The organism is Curtobacterium sp. 314Chir4.1 (assembly GCF_900215175.1).
Taxonomy (GTDB): Bacteria; Actinomycetota; Actinomycetes; order Actinomycetales; family Microbacteriaceae; genus Curtobacterium; species Curtobacterium pusillum_A.
This window is the reverse complement of sequence record NZ_OCMI01000005.1, coordinates 149,797-172,573: the sequence shown is the minus strand read 5'-3', so window position 1 is coordinate 172,573 and position 22,777 is coordinate 149,797. Positions and strand designations below refer to the sequence as shown.

The 22,777-nt window shown below is 69.5% G+C and carries 24 protein-coding genes and 1 tRNA gene; 17 read left to right on the top strand and 8 right to left on the bottom strand.

The genetic code is table 11. From position 1 onward, the window contains the following. The first annotated feature begins 10 nt into the window (after positions 1–10). The 8 genes from CRP27_RS16680 (at position 11) to CRP27_RS16650 (ending at position 6,647) form a co-directional block, all read left to right on the top strand. A complete protein-coding gene (locus CRP27_RS16680) occupies positions 11–532 on the top strand; it encodes a PH domain-containing protein (RefSeq protein WP_097181738.1) in 522 nt (173 codons plus the stop codon). 8 nt (positions 533–540) lie between these two features. Then, positions 541–2,265, top strand: coding sequence for a PH domain-containing protein (locus CRP27_RS16675; protein WP_097181737.1), 1,725 nt, complete (start codon positions 541–543; stop codon positions 2,263–2,265). After that, positions 2,262–2,954 (top strand): Rossmann-like and DUF2520 domain-containing protein, encoded by a 693-nt coding sequence (locus tag CRP27_RS16670; RefSeq protein ID WP_255257634.1) that lies wholly within the window; start codon positions 2,262–2,264, stop codon positions 2,952–2,954. The genes CRP27_RS16675 and CRP27_RS16670 overlap by 4 nt, the downstream gene beginning before the upstream one ends. A gap of 55 nt (positions 2,955–3,009) precedes the next feature. Further along, positions 3,010–4,515: a lysine--tRNA ligase gene (gene lysS, locus CRP27_RS16665; RefSeq protein ID WP_097181736.1), complete on the top strand. Its 1,506-nt coding sequence runs from the start codon at positions 3,010–3,012 to the stop codon at positions 4,513–4,515. Positions 4,516–4,611: 96 nt separating this feature from the next. Continuing rightward, positions 4,612–4,815 (top strand): hypothetical protein, encoded by a 204-nt coding sequence (locus CRP27_RS16660; RefSeq protein ID WP_031262806.1) that lies wholly within the window; start codon positions 4,612–4,614, stop codon positions 4,813–4,815. Positions 4,816–4,876: 61 nt separating this feature from the next. Next, complete coding sequence (locus CRP27_RS18315) at positions 4,877–5,017, top strand: hypothetical protein (protein ID WP_176505657.1); 141 nt, start codon at positions 4,877–4,879, stop codon at positions 5,015–5,017. A 63-nt stretch (positions 5,018–5,080) separates the two neighbouring features. Then, positions 5,081–5,245: a hypothetical protein gene (locus tag CRP27_RS18310; protein WP_176505656.1), complete on the top strand. Its 165-nt coding sequence runs from the start codon at positions 5,081–5,083 to the stop codon at positions 5,243–5,245. A 340-nt stretch (positions 5,246–5,585) separates the two neighbouring features. After that, on the top strand, positions 5,586–6,647 hold the full coding sequence (locus tag CRP27_RS16650) for a sigma-70 family RNA polymerase sigma factor (protein ID WP_097181734.1): 1,062 nt from the start codon (positions 5,586–5,588) through the stop codon (positions 6,645–6,647). Positions 6,648–6,786: 139 nt separating this feature from the next. Here the strand turns inward: CRP27_RS16650 and CRP27_RS16645 are convergent, their stop codons facing one another. Beyond that, positions 6,787–7,719: an NAD(+)/NADH kinase gene (locus CRP27_RS16645; protein WP_079237739.1), complete on the bottom strand. Its 933-nt coding sequence runs from the start codon at positions 7,717–7,719 to the stop codon at positions 6,787–6,789. A 70-nt stretch (positions 7,720–7,789) separates the two neighbouring features. Here CRP27_RS16645 and CRP27_RS16640 point away from each other — a divergent pair, with 70 nt between their 5' ends. Both CRP27_RS16640 and CRP27_RS16635 read left to right on the top strand, forming a co-directional pair. After that, complete coding sequence (locus tag CRP27_RS16640; protein WP_176505655.1) at positions 7,790–8,266, top strand: Clp protease N-terminal domain-containing protein; 477 nt, start codon at positions 7,790–7,792, stop codon at positions 8,264–8,266. A 208-nt stretch (positions 8,267–8,474) separates the two neighbouring features. Then, complete coding sequence (locus tag CRP27_RS16635; protein ID WP_097181732.1) at positions 8,475–10,991, top strand: ATP-dependent Clp protease ATP-binding subunit; 2,517 nt, start codon at positions 8,475–8,477, stop codon at positions 10,989–10,991. A gap of 69 nt (positions 10,992–11,060) precedes the next feature. On the opposite strand, the gene CRP27_RS16630 is transcribed toward CRP27_RS16635, so the two are convergent. Then, complete coding sequence (locus CRP27_RS16630; RefSeq protein ID WP_097181731.1) at positions 11,061–11,240, bottom strand: hypothetical protein; 180 nt, start codon at positions 11,238–11,240, stop codon at positions 11,061–11,063. Positions 11,241–11,276: 36 nt separating this feature from the next. Continuing rightward, positions 11,277–11,729, bottom strand: coding sequence for an SRPBCC family protein (locus CRP27_RS16625; protein WP_097181730.1), 453 nt, complete (start codon positions 11,727–11,729; stop codon positions 11,277–11,279). Between the two features lie 120 nt (positions 11,730–11,849). Here CRP27_RS16625 and CRP27_RS16620 point away from each other — a divergent pair, with 120 nt between their 5' ends. Together CRP27_RS16620 and CRP27_RS18040 are read left to right on the top strand one after the other, a co-directional pair. Then, positions 11,850–12,392 (top strand): amino-acid N-acetyltransferase, encoded by a 543-nt coding sequence (locus CRP27_RS16620; RefSeq protein WP_079237744.1) that lies wholly within the window; start codon positions 11,850–11,852, stop codon positions 12,390–12,392. Positions 12,393–12,456: 64 nt separating this feature from the next. Further along, positions 12,457–13,140, top strand: coding sequence for a hypothetical protein (locus CRP27_RS18040; protein ID WP_141399796.1), 684 nt, complete (start codon positions 12,457–12,459; stop codon positions 13,138–13,140). Between the two features lie 160 nt (positions 13,141–13,300). On the opposite strand, the gene CRP27_RS16605 is transcribed toward CRP27_RS18040, so the two are convergent. After that, positions 13,301–13,510 carry a cold-shock protein gene (locus CRP27_RS16605; protein ID WP_017887662.1) on the bottom strand — a complete coding sequence of 70 codons (210 nt, stop codon included), beginning with the start codon at positions 13,508–13,510 and terminating at the stop codon, positions 13,301–13,303. Positions 13,511–13,813: 303 nt separating this feature from the next. Here CRP27_RS16605 and CRP27_RS16600 point away from each other — a divergent pair, with 303 nt between their 5' ends. Continuing rightward, the gene (locus tag CRP27_RS16600; RefSeq protein ID WP_079237747.1) at positions 13,814–14,197 is read left to right on the top strand and encodes an SseB family protein; all 384 of its coding nucleotides are present in this window, start codon (positions 13,814–13,816) and stop codon (positions 14,195–14,197) included. A 62-nt stretch (positions 14,198–14,259) separates the two neighbouring features. Here CRP27_RS16600 and radA read toward each other — a convergent pair whose 3' ends face one another. Beyond that, complete coding sequence (gene radA, locus CRP27_RS16595; protein WP_176505654.1) at positions 14,260–15,621, bottom strand: DNA repair protein RadA; 1,362 nt, start codon at positions 15,619–15,621, stop codon at positions 14,260–14,262. A 10-nt stretch (positions 15,622–15,631) separates the two neighbouring features. After that, the gene (locus CRP27_RS16590; RefSeq protein WP_097181727.1) at positions 15,632–16,609 is read right to left on the bottom strand and encodes an SGNH/GDSL hydrolase family protein; all 978 of its coding nucleotides are present in this window, start codon (positions 16,607–16,609) and stop codon (positions 15,632–15,634) included. Between the two features lie 142 nt (positions 16,610–16,751). Between CRP27_RS16590 and CRP27_RS16585 the strand changes: the two genes are divergently transcribed. Continuing rightward, positions 16,752–16,841, top strand: a tRNA-Ser gene (locus tag CRP27_RS16585). A gap of 180 nt (positions 16,842–17,021) precedes the next feature. Here the strand turns inward: CRP27_RS16585 and CRP27_RS16575 are convergent. Then, on the bottom strand, positions 17,022–17,405 hold the full coding sequence (locus tag CRP27_RS16575; protein ID WP_141399794.1) for a hypothetical protein: 384 nt from the start codon (positions 17,403–17,405) through the stop codon (positions 17,022–17,024). A 479-nt stretch (positions 17,406–17,884) separates the two neighbouring features. Beyond that, positions 17,885–18,478, bottom strand: a complete 594-nt coding sequence (locus tag CRP27_RS16570; protein ID WP_097181724.1) for a TetR/AcrR family transcriptional regulator — start codon at positions 18,476–18,478, stop codon at positions 17,885–17,887. A 130-nt stretch (positions 18,479–18,608) separates the two neighbouring features. Between CRP27_RS16570 and CRP27_RS16565 the strand changes: the two genes are divergently transcribed. From CRP27_RS16565 to CRP27_RS16555, 3 genes are read left to right on the top strand one after another with little or no spacing between them, the layout of a single operon-like run. Further along, positions 18,609–20,123, top strand: a complete 1,515-nt coding sequence (locus tag CRP27_RS16565) for an MFS transporter (RefSeq protein ID WP_255257633.1) — start codon at positions 18,609–18,611, stop codon at positions 20,121–20,123. 22 nt (positions 20,124–20,145) lie between these two features. Then, positions 20,146–21,312 carry an NAD(P)/FAD-dependent oxidoreductase gene (locus CRP27_RS16560; protein WP_097181723.1) on the top strand — a complete coding sequence of 389 codons (1,167 nt, stop codon included), beginning with the start codon at positions 20,146–20,148 and terminating at the stop codon, positions 21,310–21,312. 34 nt (positions 21,313–21,346) lie between these two features. Then, the gene (locus CRP27_RS16555) at positions 21,347–22,729 is read left to right on the top strand and encodes a flavin monoamine oxidase family protein (RefSeq protein ID WP_097181722.1); all 1,383 of its coding nucleotides are present in this window, start codon (positions 21,347–21,349) and stop codon (positions 22,727–22,729) included. Positions 22,730–22,777: the final 48 nt, after the last annotated feature.

Sequence of the window (22,777 nt, the reverse complement as noted above, 5' to 3'; positions counted from 1 at the left end):
GAGACCCGCGATGCCGCGTGAACGACTCGACGAACCGGGACTCGGTCTGACCGGGACCACCTGGACCCGGGTGTCCTCGAAGCTCGTCTGGACCGAGCTCGTCTCGACCGTCCTGGTGGGCGTCGTGGTGACCGCGGGCTGCGTCATCATCGGCGTCGTGAGCGGCGGGTTCGGGCGGGATGCCGGCACGGTCTGGCTCCTCATCGGCATCGCGGTCGCGGTCATCGCCCTCGTCACCGCGATCCTGACGCCCCGCCGTGTCCGGGCCATCGGCTACGCGCTCCGCGACGACGACCTCGTGCTGCGCCGCGGGCTGATGTGGCAGCGCTTCACGGCCGTGCCGTACGGCCGCATGCAGCTCGTCGACGTGAACCGCGGCCCGCTGGACCGGGTGCTCGGCATGAGCGAGCTGAAGTTCGTGACCGCCGCGGCGTCGACGAACGTCCGGATCCCGGGCATCCCGTTCGAGGACGCCGACGCGCTGCGCGACCGGTTGGTCGAGCTCGCCGAGTCGCGTCGCGCCGGACTGTAGGGGCGCGCATGACGTTCCGACCCGGGCCGCCGCCGCCCGCACCGCCGAGCCACGGCAACGCCGCGGCCGCCGCACCGCTCACCGACGGCGAGTGGCACCGCATGCACCCGCTGACGCCGCTGCTCAAGGGCGGCATCTTCCTCATCGTGATCCTCGGCTACGTGCTGAACAGCCTGCGCGACCAGCTCGTCGAGTTCTTCATCCCCGGCGGCGGGCCGCAGGACGACGGCGACCCCGTCCGCTACGTGTACGAGCACGGCGTCGTGGGGTGGGTCCTGCTCGGCATCGTGGTGCTCCTGGTCGTGCTGATCGGGTTGTTCTACCTGTCCTGGCGGATGCACGAGTTCCGCGTCACCGGCGAGATCGTCGAGGTCCGCTCGGGCGTGCTGTTCCGGACGAACCGGAAGGCGCGGCTCGACCGGATCCAGGGCATCAACATCTCCCGGCCGCTGGTGCCGCGGATCTTCGGCACGGCGAAGCTCGAGATCGCCCAGGCCGGCAACGACGCCAACGTGCAGCTCGCCTACCTCGGCACGAAGGCGGCCGACGACCTCCGGCAGCGCATCCTCGTGCTCGCGTCGGGTGCGAAGGACGAGGAGTCCGGCGGCTCGGCACGACGGTCGAACGGCGTGCTGCAGGACCGCGTCGACGAGATCTTCTCGCCGGAGCTCGACCCCGCCGCGGTCCGTGCGACGCGGATCGTGAAGGTGCACCCCGGACGACTCATCGCGTCGATGCTGCTCTCCGGGACGACGGTCTTCATCCTGCTGGCCGTCGCGGCGATGATCGTCAGCGTCGCGCTCACCGACGAGTACGGGATCCTGTTCGGCCTGTTCCCCGCGGTGATCGGTGCCGGCGGCTACTACGTCCGGAAGTTCTCGCGCTCGCTGCAGTACACGATCGCCGAGACCCGGGACGGCATCCGGATCGGGTTCGGCCTGGTCTCGACCTCGAACGAGACGCTGCCCCCAGGCCGCATCCACGCGGTGAGCGTCGCGCAGCCGCTGCTCTGGCGGCCGTTCGGCTGGTGGGACGTCCGGATCAACCGCGCCACGAACGCCGGCAACGGAGCGTCGAACAACCAGCAGGTCTCGTCGATCGTGCTGCCGGTCGGCACCGCGCGCGACGTCCGCGAGGTCCTCGACATCATCCTCCCCGGCCTCGTCGGCACCGCCGTCGCCGGACCCGCGGCGTCGCAGGAGGAACTCCGCGAGGGCTCGTCGGAAGCCGTGAACGTCGTCGACGACAGCCTCACCACCACGGGTGACCGCGGCGGGTTCGTGCACTCGCCCCGTCGAGGCGCATGGCTGCGTCCGTTCGCGTTCCGCCGCAACGGCTACCGCTTCGTGCCCGGCGCCGTCCTGCTCCGGCTCGGCGCGGTCTGGCGCTCGCTCGTGATCGTGCCGCTGCCGCGCGTGCAGAGCGTCAAGGTGTCGCAGGGGCCGCTCGAGCGCGCGCTGCGGGTCGCCTCGGTGCACGTCCAGACCGTCCAGGGGCCGGTGTCGGCCCGCGTCGGTGCGCTGGACGCGCGCGACGCACAGCGGCTGTGGTCGGACACCGCGGAGCGCGCGGTCGAGGCCGCTGCGGTCGACACGTCCCACCGATGGCGCGAACGGGAGGCACGGCTCGACCCCGCCACGCACGCTGCGGACCCGAACTGGTCGCCGCAACGTCCGGTGGACGGTGCGGCCCGCCCCTGGGGCGAGGTCCCGCCACCGGGAGCCGCGCGGTGAGGGCGGGGCGGCTGGGCATCGGCGTCGTCGGCGCGGGGCGGGTCGGGCCGGTGCTGGGTGCCGCGCTCGCGAACGCCGAGCACGCCGTCGTCGGCGTGACGGCGGTGTCCGAGGCCGGACGCGACCGCGCCGAGGCGATGCTCCCCGGCGCGCCCGTCCTCGAGACGCCGGACCTCGTCGAGCGCAGCGAACTCGTGCTGCTCGCGGTGCCCGACGACCAGCTCGCCGGCCTCGTCCAGGGGCTCGCCGACGCGGGGATCTGGCAGCCGGGGCAGCTCGTCGTGCACACGAGCCCGGACCACGGCGTCGGGATCCTGCAGCCGGCGATGGCGGCCGGCGCGATCCCGCTCGCGATCCACCCCGCCATGGCCTTCACCGGCACGAGCGTGGACCTCACCCGGCTGCGCGACGCGTACTGCGCCGTGACGGCGCCGTCGCCCGTGCTCCCGATCGCCCAGGCCCTCGTCGTGGAGATGGGGGCGGAGCCGTTCGTCGTCACCGAGCAGGACCGGCCCGCCTACGCCGACGCCGTCCGGGCCGCGGTGAGCTTCTCGACCGCCATCGTCGACCAGTCCGCGGGCACGCTCTCCGACATCGGGGTCGAGTACCCGGGACGCGTCCTCGGCGCGCTGGTCCGCACCGCCGTGGACAACGCGCTCGCCGCGGTGGACGGGCAGGCGACGCTGTAGTCGGGGCGGGCGGTACGATTTCCGGGACCCCCACGACCATCGGAGCCGCACCAGCATGACCGACGAGACCGCACCCGCCACCGAGCTCTCCGCGGAAGAGACCAGCGAGCAGCGACAGGTCCGGCTCGACAAGCGGGCGAAGCTCCTCGAGTCGGGGATCGAGGCCTACCCGGCCGAGCTCCCGATCACGACCACGATCCGGGCGGTCCGCGACGAGTACGCCGACCTGGAGACCGGGGTCGAGACGGACGACGTCGTCGGCGTCGCGGGCCGCATCGTGTTCTCGCGCAACACCGGCAAGCTCTGCTTCGCGTCGCTGCAGTCCGGCGACGGCTCCCGCATCCAGGCGATGGTCTCCCTCGCCGAGGTGGGCGAGGAGTCGCTCGCGCGCTGGAAGGAGTTCGTCGACCTCGGCGACCACGTGTTCGTGCACGGTCGGGTGATCTCCTCGCGACGTGGCGAGCTGTCGATCATGGTCGACGACTGGGCGATCGCGGCGAAGGCGATCCTGCCGCTGCCGAACCTCCACAACGAGCTGAACGAGGAGACCCGGGTCCGTCAGCGGTACCTCGACCTCATCGTGCGCGAGGACGCCAGGAAGACCGTCCGCGCGCGTGCCGCCGTGATGGCCTCGTTGCGACAGACGTTCGCCGGGCACGACTACCTCGAGGTCGAGACCCCGATGCTGCAGACCCAGCACGGCGGAGCCTCGGCGCGCCCGTTCGTGACGCACTCGAACGCCTTCGACACCGAGCTGTACCTGCGCATCGCGCCGGAGCTCTTCCTCAAGCGGGCCGTCGTCGGCGGGATCGACCGGGTGTTCGAGGTGAACCGGAACTTCCGCAACGAGGGCGCCGACTCGACGCACTCGCCCGAGTTCGCGATGCTCGAGGCCTACCAGGCGTACGGCGACTACGAGCAGATGGCCGACCTCACGCAGGAGCTCGTGCAGAACGCCGCCCGCGCGGTGACCGGTGGCACGCTCGAGGTCACGTGGGCCGACGGCACGACCTACGACCTCGGGGGCGAGTGGCCGCGCATCGACATGTACGGCTCGCTGTCCGAGGCCGCCGGTCGGGAGATCACCCCGGAGACGCCGCTGTCCGAGCTGCAGGCCCTCGCCGCGGCGGAGGGCGTCGAGGTCGCACACGCCACGCACGGCAAGTACGTCGAGGAGCTCTGGGAGCACTTCGTCATCGACTCGCTCGATCGTCCGACGTTCGTGATGAACTTCCCGGTCGACACCTCCCCGCTGACCCGCGAGCACCGGACCCGTCCGGGCATCGTCGAGAAGTGGGACCTGTACGTCCGCGGGTTCGAGCTCGCGACGGCGTACTCGGAGCTCGTCGACCCGGTCGTCCAGCGGGAGCGCTTCGTCGAGCAGGCGAAGCTCGCCGCCGGCGGGGACCTCGAGGCGATGCGCGTCGACGAGGAGTTCCTCCGGGCGCTCGAGCACGCGATGCCGCCGTCGGGTGGCATGGGCATGGGCATCGACCGCCTGCTCATGGCGATCACCGGCCTGGGCATCCGCGAGACGATCCTGTTCCCCCTCGTCAAGTAGGGGCGCTGGAGCTCAAGGCGACGCGCCAGCGGCGCGCGACGCCAGCCCCGGACGAGCTTGCGAGTCCGGTCCGATGAAGCGAGGTACGATGCTCGGGTGCCGCATGGAGTCGTGACCGGGATCATCTTCGCCCTGACGCCGACCGTCGTCGTCGGCCTCATCTTCTGGTTCGTCATGCGCGCCATCATGCGGGCCGACCGCACCGAGCGTGCCGCGTACGCCAAGGTCGAGGCCGAGGAGCGCGCACGCTTCGAGCGCGAGCACGGCGTCCCCGCGCCGGCACCCGCCTCGGCGGAGTAGCCGTCCGCCCGTCGCCGACGACTTCACCCGGCGTTCACCGCGCGGTGTGACCCTGTCGGGCATGCGCCCAGACCGCGAGACCGACCCCGGTGACCCGGCGGACCTCGACCTCGAGGACGCGTTCGGCCACCCGGCCATCGCCGACCCCGAGCGGGACGACGCCGTGTGGCCCGACGGGGACGACGACGACATCGACGTCTGAGCGTCCGGGGACCGTCACCGCGCGTTCACCCTCCCGTCGCCGGCCGGGGTGAGCATCGTCGGCATGTCCATCACACAGATCACCACCGGCCGCAGCGCCGTTCGTGGCCACGGCTTCACCGGCCGGAGCCTGGTCGGCGACATCGAGAGCGAGTACGACGAGTTCGACCGTGACGCCGACCTCGAGGTCTCGAAGCGTCGCGAGGGGTGGCTCGAGCCCTCCTGGTGACCCCCAACAGTTCGGTTTTCGGGGTACGACGACCGGGTCACGACGATCCGATCCGGCGTACCCCTTTTCTGTGTCCGCTCGACGCGGCGGGACGGGGTACAGCATCGGAAACGAGCAAGAAACACCGATGCAACGCCGGAAACATCACGACATGCCCTTGATTCCCGGGCGGTCAGGGGACCAGACTGACGACATGCTGTACCCCATGGGGGACGGTTTCGATGCTGAAGCACGGAGAAGCCTGAGAATCGATCGCATCGGTTTGTGGGGTACACCTCCGGAACGCTTTACTCATCACACCCCCAACGAGGTCATCACCCGTCGAACGCAGGGAGTCATCATGACGATCGCAACCGCAGCACCCAAGACGACGACCACCGCGCGCCGCTCCAAGAACGCAGCCGCAGCGAAGACCACGGTCACCGCGGTCGAGACCACCACGCTCGACACCGAGGTCGAAGCCGACGAGCAGCTCGCGGGTGTCCGCGGCGCCTCGGTCGACCAGGTCGGTGACTACCTGCGCCACATCGGGCGCCTCTCGCTGCTCACCGCTGAGGAAGAGGCCCAGATCGCCCGCCGCATCGAGGTCGGCCTCTTCGCCGAGGAGAAGCTCAACACCGAGCCCGGGCTCGCGAAGACCCTGCAGCGTGAACTCCGCTGGCTCGTCCGCGACGGCGAGCGTGCCAAGGAGCGGATGATCACCTCGAACCTCCGCCTGGTCGTGAGCATCGCCAAGCGGTACTCGCAGCGTGGCCTGCCGTTCATGGACGTCATCCAGGAGGGCAACCTCGGCCTCGTCCGCGCCGTCGAGAAGTTCGACTTCACGCAGGGCTACAAGTTCTCGACGTACGCCACCTGGTGGATCCGCCAGGCGATCTCCCGCGGCCTCGCCGACAAGGCGCGCACGATCCGCATCCCGGTGCACACGGTCGAGCTGATCAACAAGATCTCCCGCACCGAGCGCGACCTCACCGTCGACCTCGGCCGCGCCCCGATGCCCGACGAGGTCGCCGCCGAGCTGAGCATGAGCGTCGAGGAGCTCGTCGACCTCAAGGGCCGTTCGCACGAGCCGGTCTCGATCCACACCGTCGTCGGCGACTCCGACGACAGCGAGCTCGGTGACTTCATCGAGGACGAGGACGCCGCGTCCCCGAACGAGCTCACCGAGACGACGCTCCTGCACCGCGACATCCGGTCCATCGTCGCCGAACTGCCGAGCGACGAGGCGAACGTGATCCGCATGCGCTACGGCCTCGACGACGACAAGCCGATGACGCTCGACGAGATCTCGAAGATCGTCCACACGACCCGCCAGGCGGTCAGCCGTGTGGAGTCCCGCGCGAAGCTCCGCCTGTTCGCCAAGGCGGTCTCGCAGGACATGCAGCTGTACCTGACCGACTGAGGTCAGCGGACTTCGGCCGGCGCGTGAGTGCCGGCACGGGGAGCCGGGTCGTTCTGTGGGAAGACGATCCGGTGGGGTGATGGGACGGCCCGCTCGCACTTCGGTGTGAGCGGGCCATTCACGTTCCCGGGCGGAGTGCCTACTCCTCGACCTCGCGACCGAGCTTCTGCCGGAGGTCCTGCGGGATGAGCTCGATGAGCTGGTCCGGTCGCACCGGGAGGTCGAGCAGGCTGAGCTTCACCCGGCCCGTCCGCCCGTGCCGTTCGGCGTCGAGCCGGACGACGCTGCCGGCGTCCTTGCGGAGCCGGACGTCGAGCTGAGCGCCGGTCGCGACCTCGCCGACGACGAGACCGTCGACCTCGAGTGCGGCGCTCCTGGTGCCCTCGGCGATGTCGAACCGGTAGCGCTCGCGGGCGGCGAGCACCACGGCGCGGTCGATCCCCGCCATCGGGGCGACCGGGGTCACGACGGAGCCGGACAGGGCGGGGGAGAGGACGGGTCCGCCCGCGGCGTAGTTGTACGCCGTGGACCCGGCGGGGGTCGCGGCGACGATGGCGTCCGCGCGGTAGTACCCGTACCCGAGCCCGCCGACGCTGAGGTCCGCCGAGACCTGTCCCGCACCGGGGCGTCGCACGATCGTGAGGTCGTTGAAGGCGAGGTAGTCCGTGCGGGCCCCGCTCCAGAACAGCCGGGCCTCGAGTGCGTGGTGCGGTTCGAGCTGGTAGTCGCCGGCGGAGAGCCGTTCGAGTGCTGCCTCGAGCTCGGGCGGCTCGATCTCGACGAGGAAGCCGACGTTGCCGTAGTTCACGCCGAGCACCGGCACGGGCCGCTTCGCCACGAGTCGCATGGCGCCGAGCATCGTGCCGTCCCCACCGAGCGCGACGACGAGGTCGACCTCCTCGGTGAAGTCCTCGTCGCCGATGACGTCGACGCCGCCCCCGATGCGCTGTGCGTCCGCACGCCGGGCGACGAGACGCCCGCGCCCCGAGGCGTTCCAGCGCTGCAGGGTCACGACGGACTCCTGCACGTTCTTGGTCGGGTGGACGACGAGGCCGACGACGGGCTGCTCCATGCACGGATCGTACCGAGTGGACCCGAGATCTCCTCTGGTGCGACCACTGCGCATCAGATATTCTGCATGCATGCAGATCGCCGCGCTCTCCGTCGCCGTGCCCACCCTCCGGCTCGGTCGCGAGATCGTGCTGCTCGCCGAACAGGAGTCCCGCGAGACCGGGTACGGCTTCCTGGACGCCGAACACCTGCTCCTGGCGGCCGTGACGCTCTGCGACGGCACGCCCGGTCTCCGTGCCGTCCTGGAGGCGCACGGCGTCTCGCCCGAGCGCGTCCGGAGCGCGAGCAGCGTCTTCGTCGGAGCGGGTGCCGGCTGCCCGGACGTGACCGATCGCGTCACCTGCTCGCCGGCCGCTGCGCGCATCCTCGCGCGGGCCGCCCGGATCGCCGGGCCCCTCGAGCGGGTCCGGCCGCACCACGTCGTCCTCGCGGTCCTCGACGGCGTCGACGACCCCTTCACGGGCTCGGCGCACGACGTCCTCGAGCGCCTCGGCGTCGAGCCGCGCCGGTTCCGGCGTGCCCTGCGTCGCGCGGCGCGACGCGCGTAGTCGAAGGCGACCCGCAGACGGACGGGAGGCGCGTGGCGGCCCCGCCCCGCGCCTCCCGTCCGCCGTTCCGTCGGCGCGTGTGTCCGCTCACGGCGCACATCCCGCAGCGAGGTCACGCCCACGGCGAACAGGGGCAGCCACCGGGGTGAGCGCTGGTTACTCTCGATGTACGTCACCGGACTTCCACGAGCCCGGCAAGGGAGAGCACATGTTCGAGAGATTCACCGACCGAGCCCGTCGTGTTGTCGTCCTCGCTCAAGAAGAAGCGAAGATGCTCAACCACAACTACATCGGCACCGAGCACATCCTCCTCGGCCTCATCCACGAGGGCGAGGGCGTCGCCGCCAAGGCGCTGGAGTCGCTCGGCATCTCGCTCGATGCCGTCCGCGAGCAGGTCCAGGACATCATCGGGCAGGGCCAGCAGCAGCCGACCGGGCACATCCCGTTCACGCCGCGCGCCAAGAAGGTGCTCGAGCTGTCCCTGCGCGAGGCGCTGCAGCTCGGCCACAACTACATCGGCACCGAGCACATCCTCCTCGGCCTCATCCGCGAGGGCGAGGGCGTCGCCGCCCAGGTGCTCGTCAAGCTCGGCGCGGACCTCAACCGCGTCCGCCAGCAGGTCATCCAGCTCCTGTCCGGCTACCAGGGCAAGGAAGCGGTCGCCGTCGGCGGCGAGCAGCAGCAGAACGCGCAGCAGGGTTCGCAGGTCCTCGACCAGTTCGGTCGGAACCTCACCCAGGCGGCGCGCGACGGCAAGCTCGACCCGGTCATCGGCCGCGAGAAGGAGATGGAGCGGGTCATGCAGATCCTCTCCCGCCGCTCCAAGAACAACCCTGTCCTGATCGGTGAGCCCGGCGTCGGCAAGACCGCCGTCGTCGAGGGCCTCGCCCAGGCGATCGTCAAGGGCGACGTGCCCGAGACGCTGAAGGACAAGCAGCTCTACTCGCTCGACCTCGGTTCGCTCATCGCCGGGTCCCGCTACCGCGGTGACTTCGAGGAGCGCCTCAAGAAGGTCACGAAGGAGATCCGCACCCGCGGCGACATCATCGTCTTCATCGACGAGATCCACACGCTCGTGGGTGCCGGTGCCGCCGAGGGCGCGATCGACGCAGCGTCGATCCTCAAGCCGCTCCTCGCCCGCGGTGAGCTCCAGACCATCGGTGCCACCACGCTCGACGAGTACCGCAAGCACTTCGAGAAGGACGCCGCACTCGAGCGCCGCTTCCAGCCGGTGCAGGTCAACGAGCCGTCGCTGCCGCACGCGATCAACATCCTCAAGGGCCTCCGCGACAAGTACGAGGCGTTCCACAAGGTGTCCATCACCGACGGTGCGATCGTCGCCGCGGCGAACCTCGCGGACCGCTACGTGCAGGACCGCTTCCTGCCGGACAAGGCCATCGACCTGATCGACGAGGCCGGTGCTCGCCTGCGGCTGTCGATCCTGTCGGCGCCGCCGGAGCTCCGCGAGTTCGACGAGAAGATCTCGGCGGTCCGCGGGCAGAAGGAAGCCGCGATCGAGGAGCAGGACTTCGAGAAGGCCGCGAGCCTGCGCGACGAGGAGAAGAAGCTCCTCGGCGAGCGTCTCCGCCTCGAGAAGCAGTGGCGTGCGGGTGACGTCGCCGCGTCCGGCACCGTCGACGAGGGCATCATCGCCGAGGTCCTCGCGCAGGCCACGGGCATCCCGGTCTTCAAGCTCACCGAAGAGGAGACCTCGCGTCTCGTCTTCATGGAGAAGGCACTGCACGAGCGCGTCATCGGTCAGGAAGAGGCCATCTCGGCCCTCTCCAAGACCATCCGCCGCACCCGCGCCGGCCTCAAGGACCCGAACCGCCCCTCGGGCTCGTTCATCTTCGCCGGCCCCACGGGTGTCGGGAAGACCGAGCTCGCCAAGGCGCTCGCGGAGTTCCTGTTCGACGACGAGGGCGCACTGATCTCCCTCGACATGTCAGAGTTCGGCGAGAAGCACACCGTGTCCCGCCTGTTCGGTGCCCCTCCCGGGTTCGTCGGGTTCGAAGAGGGCGGCCAGCTCACCGAGAAGGTGCGCCGCAAGCCGTTCTCCGTGGTCCTGTTCGACGAGATCGAGAAGGCCCACCCGGACATCTTCAACTCGCTGCTGCAGGTCCTCGAAGAGGGTCGTCTGACCGATGGTCAGGGCCGCGTGGTCGACTTCAAGAACACCGTCATCATCATGACCACGAACCTCGGTTCGCAGGGCATCGCCGGTGGCCCGGTGGGCTTCCAGGTCGAGGGTGACTCCGGTGTCGGCTACGACCGCATGCGCTCGAAGGTGAACGAGGAGCTCAAGAAGCACTTCAAGCCGGAGTTCCTCAACCGCGTCGACGACACGATCGTGTTCCCGCAGCTGTCGCAGCCCGAGCTGCTGCAGATCGTGGACCTCTTCGTGAAGCGTCTGTCCGACCGTCTGCTCGACCGCGACATGACGGTGGAGCTCACGCTCGCCGCCAAGGAGCAGCTCATCAAGGTCGGGTTCGACCCGGCACTCGGTGCACGACCGCTCCGCCGCGCGATGCAGCACGAGGTCGAGGACCAGCTGTCGGAGCACATCCTGCAGGGTGAGCTCAACGCCGGCGACCACGTGAAGGTGGACTTCGCCGAGGGCAAGTTCCAGTTCGAGACCGGGCGTCAGCCGGGTCGCGAGGAGGTCCTCGCCGGGGCTGCCGCCGTCGAGGCGACGGACGCTCCGCAGGGCGAGATCGAGTCCTAGGACCCAACCGCAGACGGACGGGAGGCGCGGTGCCAGCTGGCACCGCGCCTCCCGTCTGCTGTTGTGCGGTTACTTCCCGTGCTTCTTGCGTCCGCCGTGTTCCTCGCTGTCGGCGGTGCCGTCGGAGTCGCCGCTCAGTCCGTCCGCCAGACCGTTGGTCTGGTCGAACGGACGACCGAGTGACTCGTCGTTGAGGTCTGCCACGGAGCGGTGACGCTCGTGGGCTTCGGGTTCGGGTTGCTTGTCCATGCGCCGGACGCTCCGCGCGGCGCGATGGCGCTCGGCTCAGGCCTGGACGTCTCCGCGCCATCCGGTGTCCGTGGGGGCGGCCTCGACGCGCTCCTTGTAGTTCTGCAGGTCCTTCTTGATGGCGTGACCGCCGACACCGACCGCCGCACCGAGCTTCTCGAGGAACCCGGACGGCTCCCAGTCGATCTGCGCGGTGACGCGGGTCTCGTCGTCGGAGAGCTTGTGGAAGGTGACGACACCGGCGTGGTCGGTCTCGCCGTCCTTCACGGTCCACGCGACACGCTCGTCGGGGTGCTGCTCGGTGATGACGGCGCGGAACTCGCGCTCCTGACCGGCGACCTTCACGGTCCAGTCGGTGGTCTTGTCGTCGACCTGGACGATCTTCTCGACCTCGTCGAGGAACTCGGGGAACTCCTCGAACCGGGTCCACTGGCCGTACGCAGCTGCGACGGGGACGTTCACGTCGATGGTTTCGATGATCTGGGGCATGTCCGGGACGGTAGGCGGGTGCGGCTGGGTGGCGCCCAGGGCGTTGTCCCCCGGTGGGTCGGTGGCTGGTGCGTCCGGCGCCCAGGCGGTTCGCGCGTTGCTCGCACTAGGGTGATGGGGATGACTGAGCACGGGAAGCACGCGTTCCACGAACGGGACGAACACGGCATCCTGGTGCGTCCGGCGCTCGCGTCGGACGTCCCGCACATCCAACGCCTCATCTCGCCGTACGTCGACCGCCGCATCCTGCTCGGCAAGGAGAACGTCGCGCTCTACGGCTCGATCCAGCAGTTCCGGATCGCCGAGGGGCCCGACGGGGTCCCGATCGGCTGCGGCGCTCTCGCTGTCTTCTGGGACGACATCGCCGAGGTCCGCACACTCGCCCTCGACGCCGACTGGATCCACAAGCGCGTCGGACACCGCATGCTCGAGGCGCTCGAGCACGACGCCCGCGAGCTCGGTGTCGCCCGCATCTTCTGCCTGACGTTCGAGGTCGAGTTCTTCACGAAGCACGGCTACCTCGAGATCGGCGAGCAGGTCGTCGCACCCGACGTCTACGCCGAACTCGTGCGGTCGTCGGACGAAGGGGTCGCGGAGTTCCTCGACCTCGCCCGGGTCAAGCCGAACACGCTCGGCAACACCCGCATGCTGAAGATCCTCTGACGCTTTCGGGTGCCGTGCGGCGGGGTTCCGCCGTCGGGCTCGAGCCGTTGTCTACCCTGTGCGCATGTCGTCGTTCCGTCACCCCGTCGGGCCCGAGAAGCCGGCCGTCTACTGGCGTCGCCGTGCGACCGTCATCGGGGTGCTCCTGCTCATCGTGGTCGTCGTCGTGCTGATCGTCGTCGGACGGGGCAGCGGGGCGACCTCGGCGGAGCCGACGGCCACGGCGACCGGGTCGGCGTCGCCGTCGTCGTCTTCTTCTTCTTCTTCTGGGTCGGCGTCGTCGCCTGGGTCGGCGTCCTCGCCCTCCGCTCGATCGACGCCGTCTGCTTCATCCGCCGCCGACGGATCCACGTGCGCGAAGGACCAGATCCAGCTCACCGCCGTGGTGGACAAGACCGCGTACGGCCCCACCGAGGACCCGAAGATCGCGATGTCGATCAAGAACACCGGGTCGAACTCCTGCCACATGGACCTCGGCTCGTCGCAGCAGGTCCTCACGATCAGCTCCGGTACGGAGCAGTACTGGTCCTCCAAGGACTGCCAGACCGGCGGGACGAACCAGGACGTCACGATCAAGGCCGGGCAGACCCTGACCACGCCGGCGATCGCGTGGGACCGGACGCGTTCGTCGACCTCCACGTGCGATTCGTCGCGGCCGTCGGTGACCGGTGGGGGAGCGAGCTACCACCTGCAGGTCGCCGTGGGGAACATCGAGTCGAAGGACTCGGTGCAGTTCATCCTGAACTAGCGTCCGGGCCTTCCGCGGTCAAGTCGCTCTGCGCGCGGTGATCGACACGGCGCCGGTCGATCGACGCGCGCGGTGTCGAAACTCGAGCGCCGTCCGCTCGGGGCAAACGAGAACGGGCCCGTCGTCACGAGGACGACGGGCCCGTTCGAGCTGAGCGAGATCAGCCGAGGACGGTGATGTTCTCCGCCTGCGGGCCCTTGCGGCCCTCGGTGATGTCGAACTCCACCTTCTGGTTCTCCTCCAGCGACTTGTAGCCGTTGCCAGCGATCGCGGAGAAGTGAGCGAAGACGTCAGCGGAGCCGTCGTCCGGGGCGATGAAGCCGAAGCCCTTTTCGTTGTTGAACCACTTGACGGTGCCGGTCGATGCCATGATGGCGTTCCTTACTTTCTTGCCAGTCGACATCTGCTGTCGACTGCCTTGCGATGCGGTATTCGCTACCGCCGATCCACCAACGGATGTCGTCAGATCGATGCGCCCCGCGGGCATTGGGCCGGCGGAACGGGTTCGGGGCCAGGCGGCCGGGGAAGGCCAGTGACCGATGGCGCTCGAGGTGCATGGCACCGGAAGAACGATGGACTCCCGCCGAAGCGGTTGGTATCAATGTACCCTCTCGTGGCCACAAGGGAAGAGCCGAAGTCGCTGAACTGCCATGAATCTGGTGGACTAGGGGCGATGGCAGACAAGGAACAGCGCTTCCGGAGCGAACAGCTCGAGGAAGCCCTCGCGAAGCAGGACGTCGCCGCGGTGGCGTTCGCCCTCCGCAACGACATCGTGATCGTCCCCCGACTGGTGACCGGCAAGAAGGACATGCAGGTCCGGGTGTTCGGCCGTGAGGGCGCCGACAAGCGCATCCTGCTGCTGTTCTCGTCGGCGGACGCCTACACGGCGATGGTGCCCGACGAGAAGATCCGGCAGGTCATGGTCTACGACGGGCCACGGCTCGAGGAGTTCCTGACTGCGCACCTCGAGTCGCTCGAGGGTGTGTTCTTCGACATCGCCGGGCCGCACACGATGCAGGCCACCCCCGAGGACCTGCTCGCCGCACTCCGCGCCTGAGCGATTCCCGCTGTGCGGGGTCGCACGGCGCGTCGCGATCGCGCACCCGTCAGGATGCGCGGTCAGAAGGCGCGGTCGAGCTCGCGTTCCCGCTCGTTGTTCGCCAGGGAGAACGCGACGCGCAGTGCTTCTCGCAGGTGCTGTGCGTCCGACCCGAGGACGGTCGTGAAGCCGAGCCGGGCGGCTTCGCTCGCGCGCTGCTTCGTGCCCGTCGTGGGACGGATCTCTCCGGCGAGGCTGATCTCGCCCACGGCCGCCAGCGTGTGCGGGTACGGCCGGTCACGGGCAGCGCTCGCCAGGGCCAGCGCGATCGCGAGGTCCGCGCCGGGTTCGGTGAGCTTCATGCCCCCGACCGTCGACACGTAGACGTCGGCGTCGGACAGCTTCAGGCCGGCGCGGCGCTCGAGCACCGCGAGCAGCATCGCGACGCGGGACGAGTCGACGCCGTTCACGACCCGCCGCGGCTGCGGGGCCGAGCTCGGCACGACGAGCGCCTGCACCTCGACCGGGAGCGCACGTCGCCCTTCGAGCGCGACCGTCACACACGTACCGGACACCGGCGCACCGTTCTTCGACATGAAGAGGCCGCTCGGGTCGGGGACCTCGTGGATGCCGTCGCCGGCCATGTCGAAGCAGCCGACCTCGTCCGTGGGGCCGAAGCGGTTCTTCAGCGCCCGGACGAACCGGAGCGCGGTCTGTCGGTCGCCCTCGAAGTGGCAGACGACGTCGACCAGGTGCTCGAGCAGGCGAGGGCCGGCGATCGTGCCGTCCTTCGTGACGTGCCCGACGATGAGGACGGGGAGTGCCCGGTCCTTGGCGACGCGGATCAGGGTCGAAGCCACCTCGCGCACCTGGGACGTCCCGCCCGCGATGCCGTCGATCGCACTCGACGAGATCGTCTGCACGGAGTCGGCGATCAGGAGGTCCGGGCGCACCTGGTCGATCTGGCCGAGGATGACGCCGAGGTCGACCTCGCTCGCGAGGTACAGGTCGTCGTGCATGGCCCCGGTCCGCTCGGCACGGAGGCGGACCTGGTCGACGGACTCCTCGGCGCTGACGTAGAGGACACGCTTGCCGGTCGCCGCTGCGCGCGAGGCGACCTCGAGCAGGAGCGTGGACTTGCCGACGCCGGGCTCGCCGGACAGCAGGACGGCGGCACCGGGGACGACACCACCGCCGAGCACACGGTCGAACTCGCCGATCCCGGTCTGCCAGCGCTGGACGGTGGTCCCGCGGGACTCCGTGATGGGGCGCGCGACGCGAGTGCCGGCGACGGCGACGGCGGCCGTGCCACGAGTGCTGGCCGTCGCCGCGGAGGAGTCCTCGACGGTGCCCCAGGCCTGGCACTCGCCGCAGCGGCCGACCCACTTGATGCTGGTCCAGCCGCACTCCGTGCAGCGGTAGAGAGACTGAGGGCGGGCCATGCTCGTCAGGCTAGGCCGTGCCGCCGACATGACCCGACCGGTCGTCCGGACTGTCGTCGTGGGCACCCGGGATCGGGACCGAACCCGTCATGCGCTGCCGGAGTCGGTCCATCCGCCCCGGCCGGTCAGCGTGGTCGAGTGCCTCGGCGCCCTCGACGTCCTGCTCCGCCCGAGCCGTGGCCACCGCGCCGGCACCAGCGCCGAGGTCCTCTGCCTCTCGAGCGGAGAGGTAGTGGCGGATCGCGGCGACCACGTCGACCCGGGCATCGACGGCCGGTTCGAACGCACTCGCCCAGATCTCGTACCCGCGGTCGTTCGGGTGGAACAGGTCGCCGTAGCTGTTGAAGAACGTCCGGCGGAGCCCGACCCGCTTCGTGATGGTGTGCAGCGGCGCCACGGTCAGCCCGAGTTCGTCGGCCACCCGGTGCACGATCTCGTTCGCCACCGCGACCTTGCGCTCCCGGTCCGGCACGAACATGCACGGCAACTCGGCCACGATCGCATGGGACGGCACCGCACCGTAGATCTCGCGGATGTTCCGCTCGAACTTGTCCGGGTGGAAGTCGGCGATGTCGTTCGCGCCGATCGACACCGTGCAGATGTCGGGCACGTAGTTCCGGAGCTTCGGCAGCTGGTCCTTCCGGGCACCCCAGGTCGTCGAGCCGGACACGCTGAGGTTCACGACGCGGACCGACGTACGTGATCGGTGCCGGATCCGCCGAGCGAGCAGGCCGACGTACCCGCGGTGCGGTTCGGTCGCGCCCACGCCCTGCGCCGCCGAGTCGCCGATCGCGAGGTACGTTATCTGCCCCTCGTGCTGCAGGCGCTCGCGCCACCAGTCGGCGTGCACCGGGAGCATGTCCACGACGCGTCGGGCGGCGGCGCGTTGCCCGCGGACGCCCGCCCGTGCGCCGAACGCTGCGCCGCCCGTGACGACCAGTCCGCCGACGATCGACGACAGCAGTGCGATCAGGGTCCGGGATCTCATGGGGTGGACGTTACGCGGCGATCTTCGGGACGCGACGAGTCCCTGCTGTACTGGGGACGGCGCCCTGGAGCCAACCTCCTGTGGAGGGGGAGCGGCCCGGCGGTGGTGCGTCGTGCCTCCCGGATCGTGTAAACTCTTTCCCGGTACCGTGTCCGAGCGGCCGAAGGATCATGTCTCGAAAACATGTGTGGGGGCAACTCCACCGTGGGTTCAAATCCCACCGGTACCGCCACGATCAAGAGCCTCGGATCCCCGTCATGACAGGGATCCGAGGCTCTTCTCGTTGGGCGGAAAGCACGCTCCAGTAACCAGGCCGAGGGGCACGGTGATGGTGTTGGTGCGGATGGTGCCGTCGGTGAAGTTGATCGACGTCGTGTTCGGCCGGGTCGTGCCATCGGCCCAGACCGTGGCGTTACCGGCCCCGTTCGTGGCGAGCGAGGTCAGGGTCAGGGCCACGGCGGTGATGCCGGACCCCATCACCGGAACGCCCGCCTTCCCGGCGATCTGGATGGAGCGGGTCTCGTTCTTGCCGAGAGCGGATGCGCTTGCCGTTCATCGCGACGAACCCGCCCGGAGCAGTCCCGTCGTCGTTGGAGGTGTAGTAGCCCTGCACGTCCAGGATCAGCCGGGCGGTGGTGTTCGCTTTCACCTGGATGGTGCCGTCGGATCCGACCGCGAGGACTGCGGAGAACGAGGTCGTCTGCTTGTCGTCACCGCCGTAGATCCCCATCAGCGTCTGCGAGGTGTCAGCGTCCGGACGGCCGAACAGGATCCCCTGCGAGGAGATGTCGGCCACCGTCGCCACCACCGACACCGCACCCGCGGAGCCATCGTTCGGGATGTCCGCGACGCCTGCGACCTTGACGGTCCGGTACGTGTCGGCGGGCATCGGCGTGCTGGAGCCGCCGATGTTTGTTCTTCGTGTCCAGAATCCGACCCGTAGTCGGCACGAACCCACCACCTGTACCGGAGTCCTTCAGCCAGATCAGCTGTCAGTTTCCGCAGCACAAGAGGAACCTGAGTATTACCCCGCGGCCCCTATTCGGGGACACAAATGGAAACCCCAGGTCAGGTGCTGTAGTTCCACGCCGGGCTTAGTGCACTCTCGGGCAACGACGCCAACATGCGATGTTCGCTCAAACGGTCCCGGCACAGAACCGCCACGAAAACCACGACACCGAACGAAGCTGCCCACAGCTTGTTCTCAGCGCTCGCGCTCGAGCTCGTGTCGTCTCGGTAAGCGACCGGCTATCGGACGTGTTGCCGCTCCCGCTTTCAGACGTCGTGGCTAGCGAGCTCGCCGCCGTCAGCGAGGTGCAGAAGGAGAGTGCGAGCGCGCTCTGCTGACGATGGTGGTTCGTCGCCGTACGCAACGGCGGCCGCGATCCCCTCCGCCGCGCGCCGGACGACGAGGATCCGATCCGCGGACAAGCCATCAGCTGCGAGGTTCTCGTTCCACCAGTGCGTGTCAGCGGCCGTGATCTCGCTGACCTTCGGGATCTGGTAGATCCCAGCCCAGGACGGCGCCGCCGTGAAGTACTGCAGCGTCGCATCGGCCCCTGACGTCATCGCGCGAACGTAGGCACGGAGGAGCTTGCCCGGACGGTTCTCGGTGAGGTCCAGATGCTGAAGCACGCTGTCTCGAAGCTGTTGTTGCGCGTCGTTGACGAGCGCGACGATCAAGGCTTCCCGGTTCGGGAAGTGGTGGAGCAGGCCACCTTTCGAGACACCGGCGTGCTTGGCGATGTAGTCGAGCGAAACGCCCGTGCCGCGGTCGGTCATGGCTTCCGCCGCCGCCGCGAGCACCGCTGCTCGGGTGCGCTCGGAGTTGCGCGTCGATCGCTCCGGCGACTGGTTGTGCTCCGGCATGGCCTGCTCCTTGTCGTCGGGGGAAGTTCCTCGTCCATCTGATCAGGAAAGGGGCGCCGAAACTGCTCATCTCCTGTCAACAGTCTACATGCGTTCTACAGCCGACCAGTTGGTCGGTACTGTGATGCTTGTGACTTCGACGACTTCCGCTCCGGTGACCGCACGCAGCTGGGCAGCGCTCGGGATCCTGACCCTGGCCGTGCTCCTGCTCGCGATCGACGGCACCGTGCTCGCGCTGGCGGTGCCGGCCCTGTCGGCGGATCTCAACCCGACCGCGACGCAGTTGCTCTGGATCGGCGACATCTACTCGTTCGCGCTGGCCGGGCTGCTGGTCACGATGGGCAACCTCGCCGACCGCATCGGCCGGAAGCGGCTGCTGCTGATCGGCTCGCTCGGCTTCGGGCTCTCGTCGCTGCTCGCGGCGTTCGCCACGAGCCCGGAGATGCTGATCGCCGCCCGCGCGATCCTGGGCATCAGCGGCGCGACGATCATGCCGTCGACCCTCGCGCTGGTGCGCAACATCTTCACCGACCCGGCACAGCGCACCCGCGCGATTGCTGTTTGGGCGGCCGGGGCGACGGCGGGTGCGGCGGTCGGCCCGATCGTGGGCGGCGCGCTGCTGGAGCGCTTCCACTGGGGCAGCGTGTTCCTGATCAACGTCCCGATCATGGTGCTGGTCCTGATCGGTGGTGTGTTCTTGCTGCCGGAGTCGCGGGATCCCCGCGGCGCACGCGTCGACCTCCTGTCGGCGCTGTCGTCCTTCGTTGCGATCGTCGCGATCGTCTACGCCATCAAGCATGTCTTCGCGGAGGGGTTCGACTGGAGCGTTGCCGTCGCGGTGCTCGTGGGGGTCGCTGCCGGATGGTGGTTCCTGCGCCGTCAGCACCGACTGACCCGGCCCCTGATCGACGTGTCCCTGTTCCGATCGCCAGCGTTCAGCGGAGCGGTGATGGCGAACACGGTGTCGATCTTCGCGTTCGTCGGGCTGCTGTTCTTCTTCTCCCAGTACCTCCAGCTGGTGCGGGGACTGAACCCCTTGCAGGCGGGGCTGTCGGAGCTGTCGGCGACCGTCGCGTCGATCATCGTGATCGGACTGGCCGGGTTCATGGTCGGCAAGCTCGGACGAGGCCGCGCCATCAGCGTCGGCCTGGGGCTCGGCGCGGTCGGTCTCGGCGTCCTCGCTCTCGCGGAGGGACTCGACGGCCTCGCCGGGATCATCATCGGCTTCGCGATCGTCGGGTTCGGTGCGGGGCTGGCGATGACGCTCACCACGGACGCAGTGGTCGGCGCCGCCCCGCGGGACCGTGCCGGCGCGGCATCCTCGATCGCCGAGACCGCGTACGAGCTCGGAGCGGCCCTGGGCATCGCCGTACTCGGGTCGGTGCAGCTCGCGTTCTACCGAGCCCACCTGCCCACGATCAGCAACCCCGACGTCGAGCAGTCGATGCGGGAGTCCCTCGCGACGGGTCTGACGCAGTTGGACCGCACGGCGCCAGACGTCGCCGCCGTCATCGAACAGGCAAAGCACGCCTTCACCGTCGGAATGCAGTGGACGTCCGTGATCGCCGCGGTGCTGCTCATCGTCGCGGCGGTGATCGCGTGGCGGGCGATCCCGTCCCGCGCCGAAACCCCCGTCGAGCACTGAGCGACCAAGGAAGGCACTCCCCATGAAGATCCTCGTTGTCGGAGCCGGCATCGCTGGCAGCGGTGTCGCGCTCATGCTCACCCACGACGGACACGACGTCCGCGTCGTCGACGCCATCACCGAGCCATACCGGGGCGGGTACCAGATCCTGTTCGACCGGACCGCGATGCGCATGGTGCAGCGCATCGGCGTCCTGCCGGAGATCGAAGCGCTCAGCACGCCGACCGCGACGATCACCGTCACCCGCAAGGGAAAGGACCTCGCGCGGATGCGCACGGACGGGTACCGGTCCGCACGCCGTGGTGACCTGGTCGCGACGATCGCTCGCCACGCGGAACGTCGGGTGCCGTTCCAGTACGGCGTCGAGCTCGTCGGCATCGAGCACACCCTCACCGGTGTCGTCGCTCGCTTCGCGGACGGCAGCGCTGAGAAGTTCGATCTGATCATCGGTGCCGACGGCTTGAGCTCCACGGTGCGACGGCTCGCGGTCGAAGACGGCCGGTCGGCGATCTACGAGAACGGCCGCCACCACCTCTGGGTGAACGTGCCCGGACGCATGGCTGGCACGACCGAAGCGGCGATCCTGCTCGGGGACCGAGCCGGCGCGCAGGTGTTCCCGTACACGGACCACGACGAGACCCTCGTGCTGACCTCCATCAACCTCGGCCGCGGCCGGCAGCACGGACCCGACCTCCTCCCGATCGCAGCCGAACTGCTCGCCACCGCCAGCGACCGGTTCGCCCCGTTCGTCGACCAGGTGCGCACCGCCGCACCGGATCGGATCCGCGTCACGAAGTTCGCCCAGGTCCGGGCCCCGCGGTGGCACGCCAGGAATGTCGTCCTCATCGGCGATGCCGCACACTGCATCGACCCGCTCTCCGGAGCCGGCGCGCACGGGGGTCTGGTCGGCGGAGCGATCTTCGCCGACGAGCTCCGCCGCACCCCCGACAACATCGCCGCCGCAGCGCTGCGATACCGGCGGCGGCTGCTGCCGTTCGTCCGGTCCGCGCAGCTGCTGACCGCAGGCGTGGTCGAACGCGCGACCGCCGGGAACCTCCGGCAGCGATTCACCGCTGACCGCTCCCTCATCGGCGCCGCCCTCGCGGTCCGCCGCGCTGACGTGCCGCGCCGCAGCTTCACCACGGCCGCCCTCGCCGCATCCCGCTCGGTGCCCGCCCCCACCAACTGACCCCGGCCCACCGCCGCGAAGAACGGAGAACACCATGACCACCGTTACCCGATCCGTCGACGTCGTGATCGTCGGCGCAGGCCTCGCCGGCCTGTCCGCCGCTGACCGACTCACCCACGACGGCTACGAGGTCCTCGTCCTCGAGGGCCGCGACCGCGTCGGCGGCCGCATCCACACCACCTCCGTCGCCGGCGTCCCCGTCGACGCCGGCGCAACCTGGGTCGCACCGGACCACACGGCCGTGCACGAGCTCATCGACCGGCTCGGTGGCCGCACCGTCCCGCAGTTCCACGACGGCAAGGGGCTGATCTCCTTCCGTGGTCGCCGACGGGCCGAAAGCGCGCTGGCGCTCGCGCCATGGGTGGTCCTCGACCTCACCCGGATCATGGGAGCGCTGCAGAAGATCGTCGACCAGCTGCCGACCGAGGACGCACACACGCACCCGCGCGCAGCGGAGTACGACGCGCTCTCGCTCGGTGCATGGCTGACGCGGAAGCGCGCACTGCAGGACACCCGGAAGTTCATCGACATGATCAGCAAGGTGCACTGGGGTGCCCCTGCCGGCGACATCTCCCTGTTCAACGCGTTGCGGTACATCAAGACCCTCGGCGGCCTCGAGCACATGATGGCTGTTGAGGGTGGAGATCAACAGGACCGCATCTTCGGCACCGTGCACGCCCTCGTTGCCCGGTTCGCTGACACGCTCAGCCCCCGCGTCATCGTGAACGCACCCGTGCACCGGGTCACGACGCACGGCGACACGGTCACCGTCGACGCCGAGGGTGTGACCGTCGACGCTCGCTACGTCATCGTCGCCACCGCACCGACGCACCGGGCAGCGATCACGTTCGAACCGGCCCTGCCCGAACAGCACCGCGGCCTGTCACGCACCTGGCGGCTCGGCGCGCTCAGCAAAGCGTTCGTCGCCTACGACCGTCCGTTCTGGCGCGACCGGGGACTCTCCGGTGAGGGCGTCTCCGACGACGACACCGTGTTCCTCACCTTCGACGTCAGCCCCGGAGCGGACGGCCCCGGCATCCTCATGGTGTTCTGCGACCCCCGCGGCTTCGACGCGTACGACCGCGACGAACGATCCAAGCGGGTCCTCGCGCACCTGGTGCACCTGTACGGGGCCGAGGCGCTGCGACTGATCGACTACCAGGACTTCTCCTGGGGCAACGACACCTTCGCCCCGGGAGGGCCGAACCCCGCCGTCGCACCGAAGGCATGGACCACGTTCGGACGGTTCCTTCGGGAACCGGTGGGACGCGTGCACTGGGCCGGCACCGAGACCGCCGACGAGACCTCCGGAACCATGAACGGCGCCATCCTCTCCGGCCACCGAGCCGCCACCGAGGTCGCGCAGCTGTTGGCCGCCACCACGCAACCGGCAACCCCTACCCCGTCAGCACGCTGACCCACGCGATCGCGGGCGCGGGCCCAACTCGGCCTGCACCCGCATCCC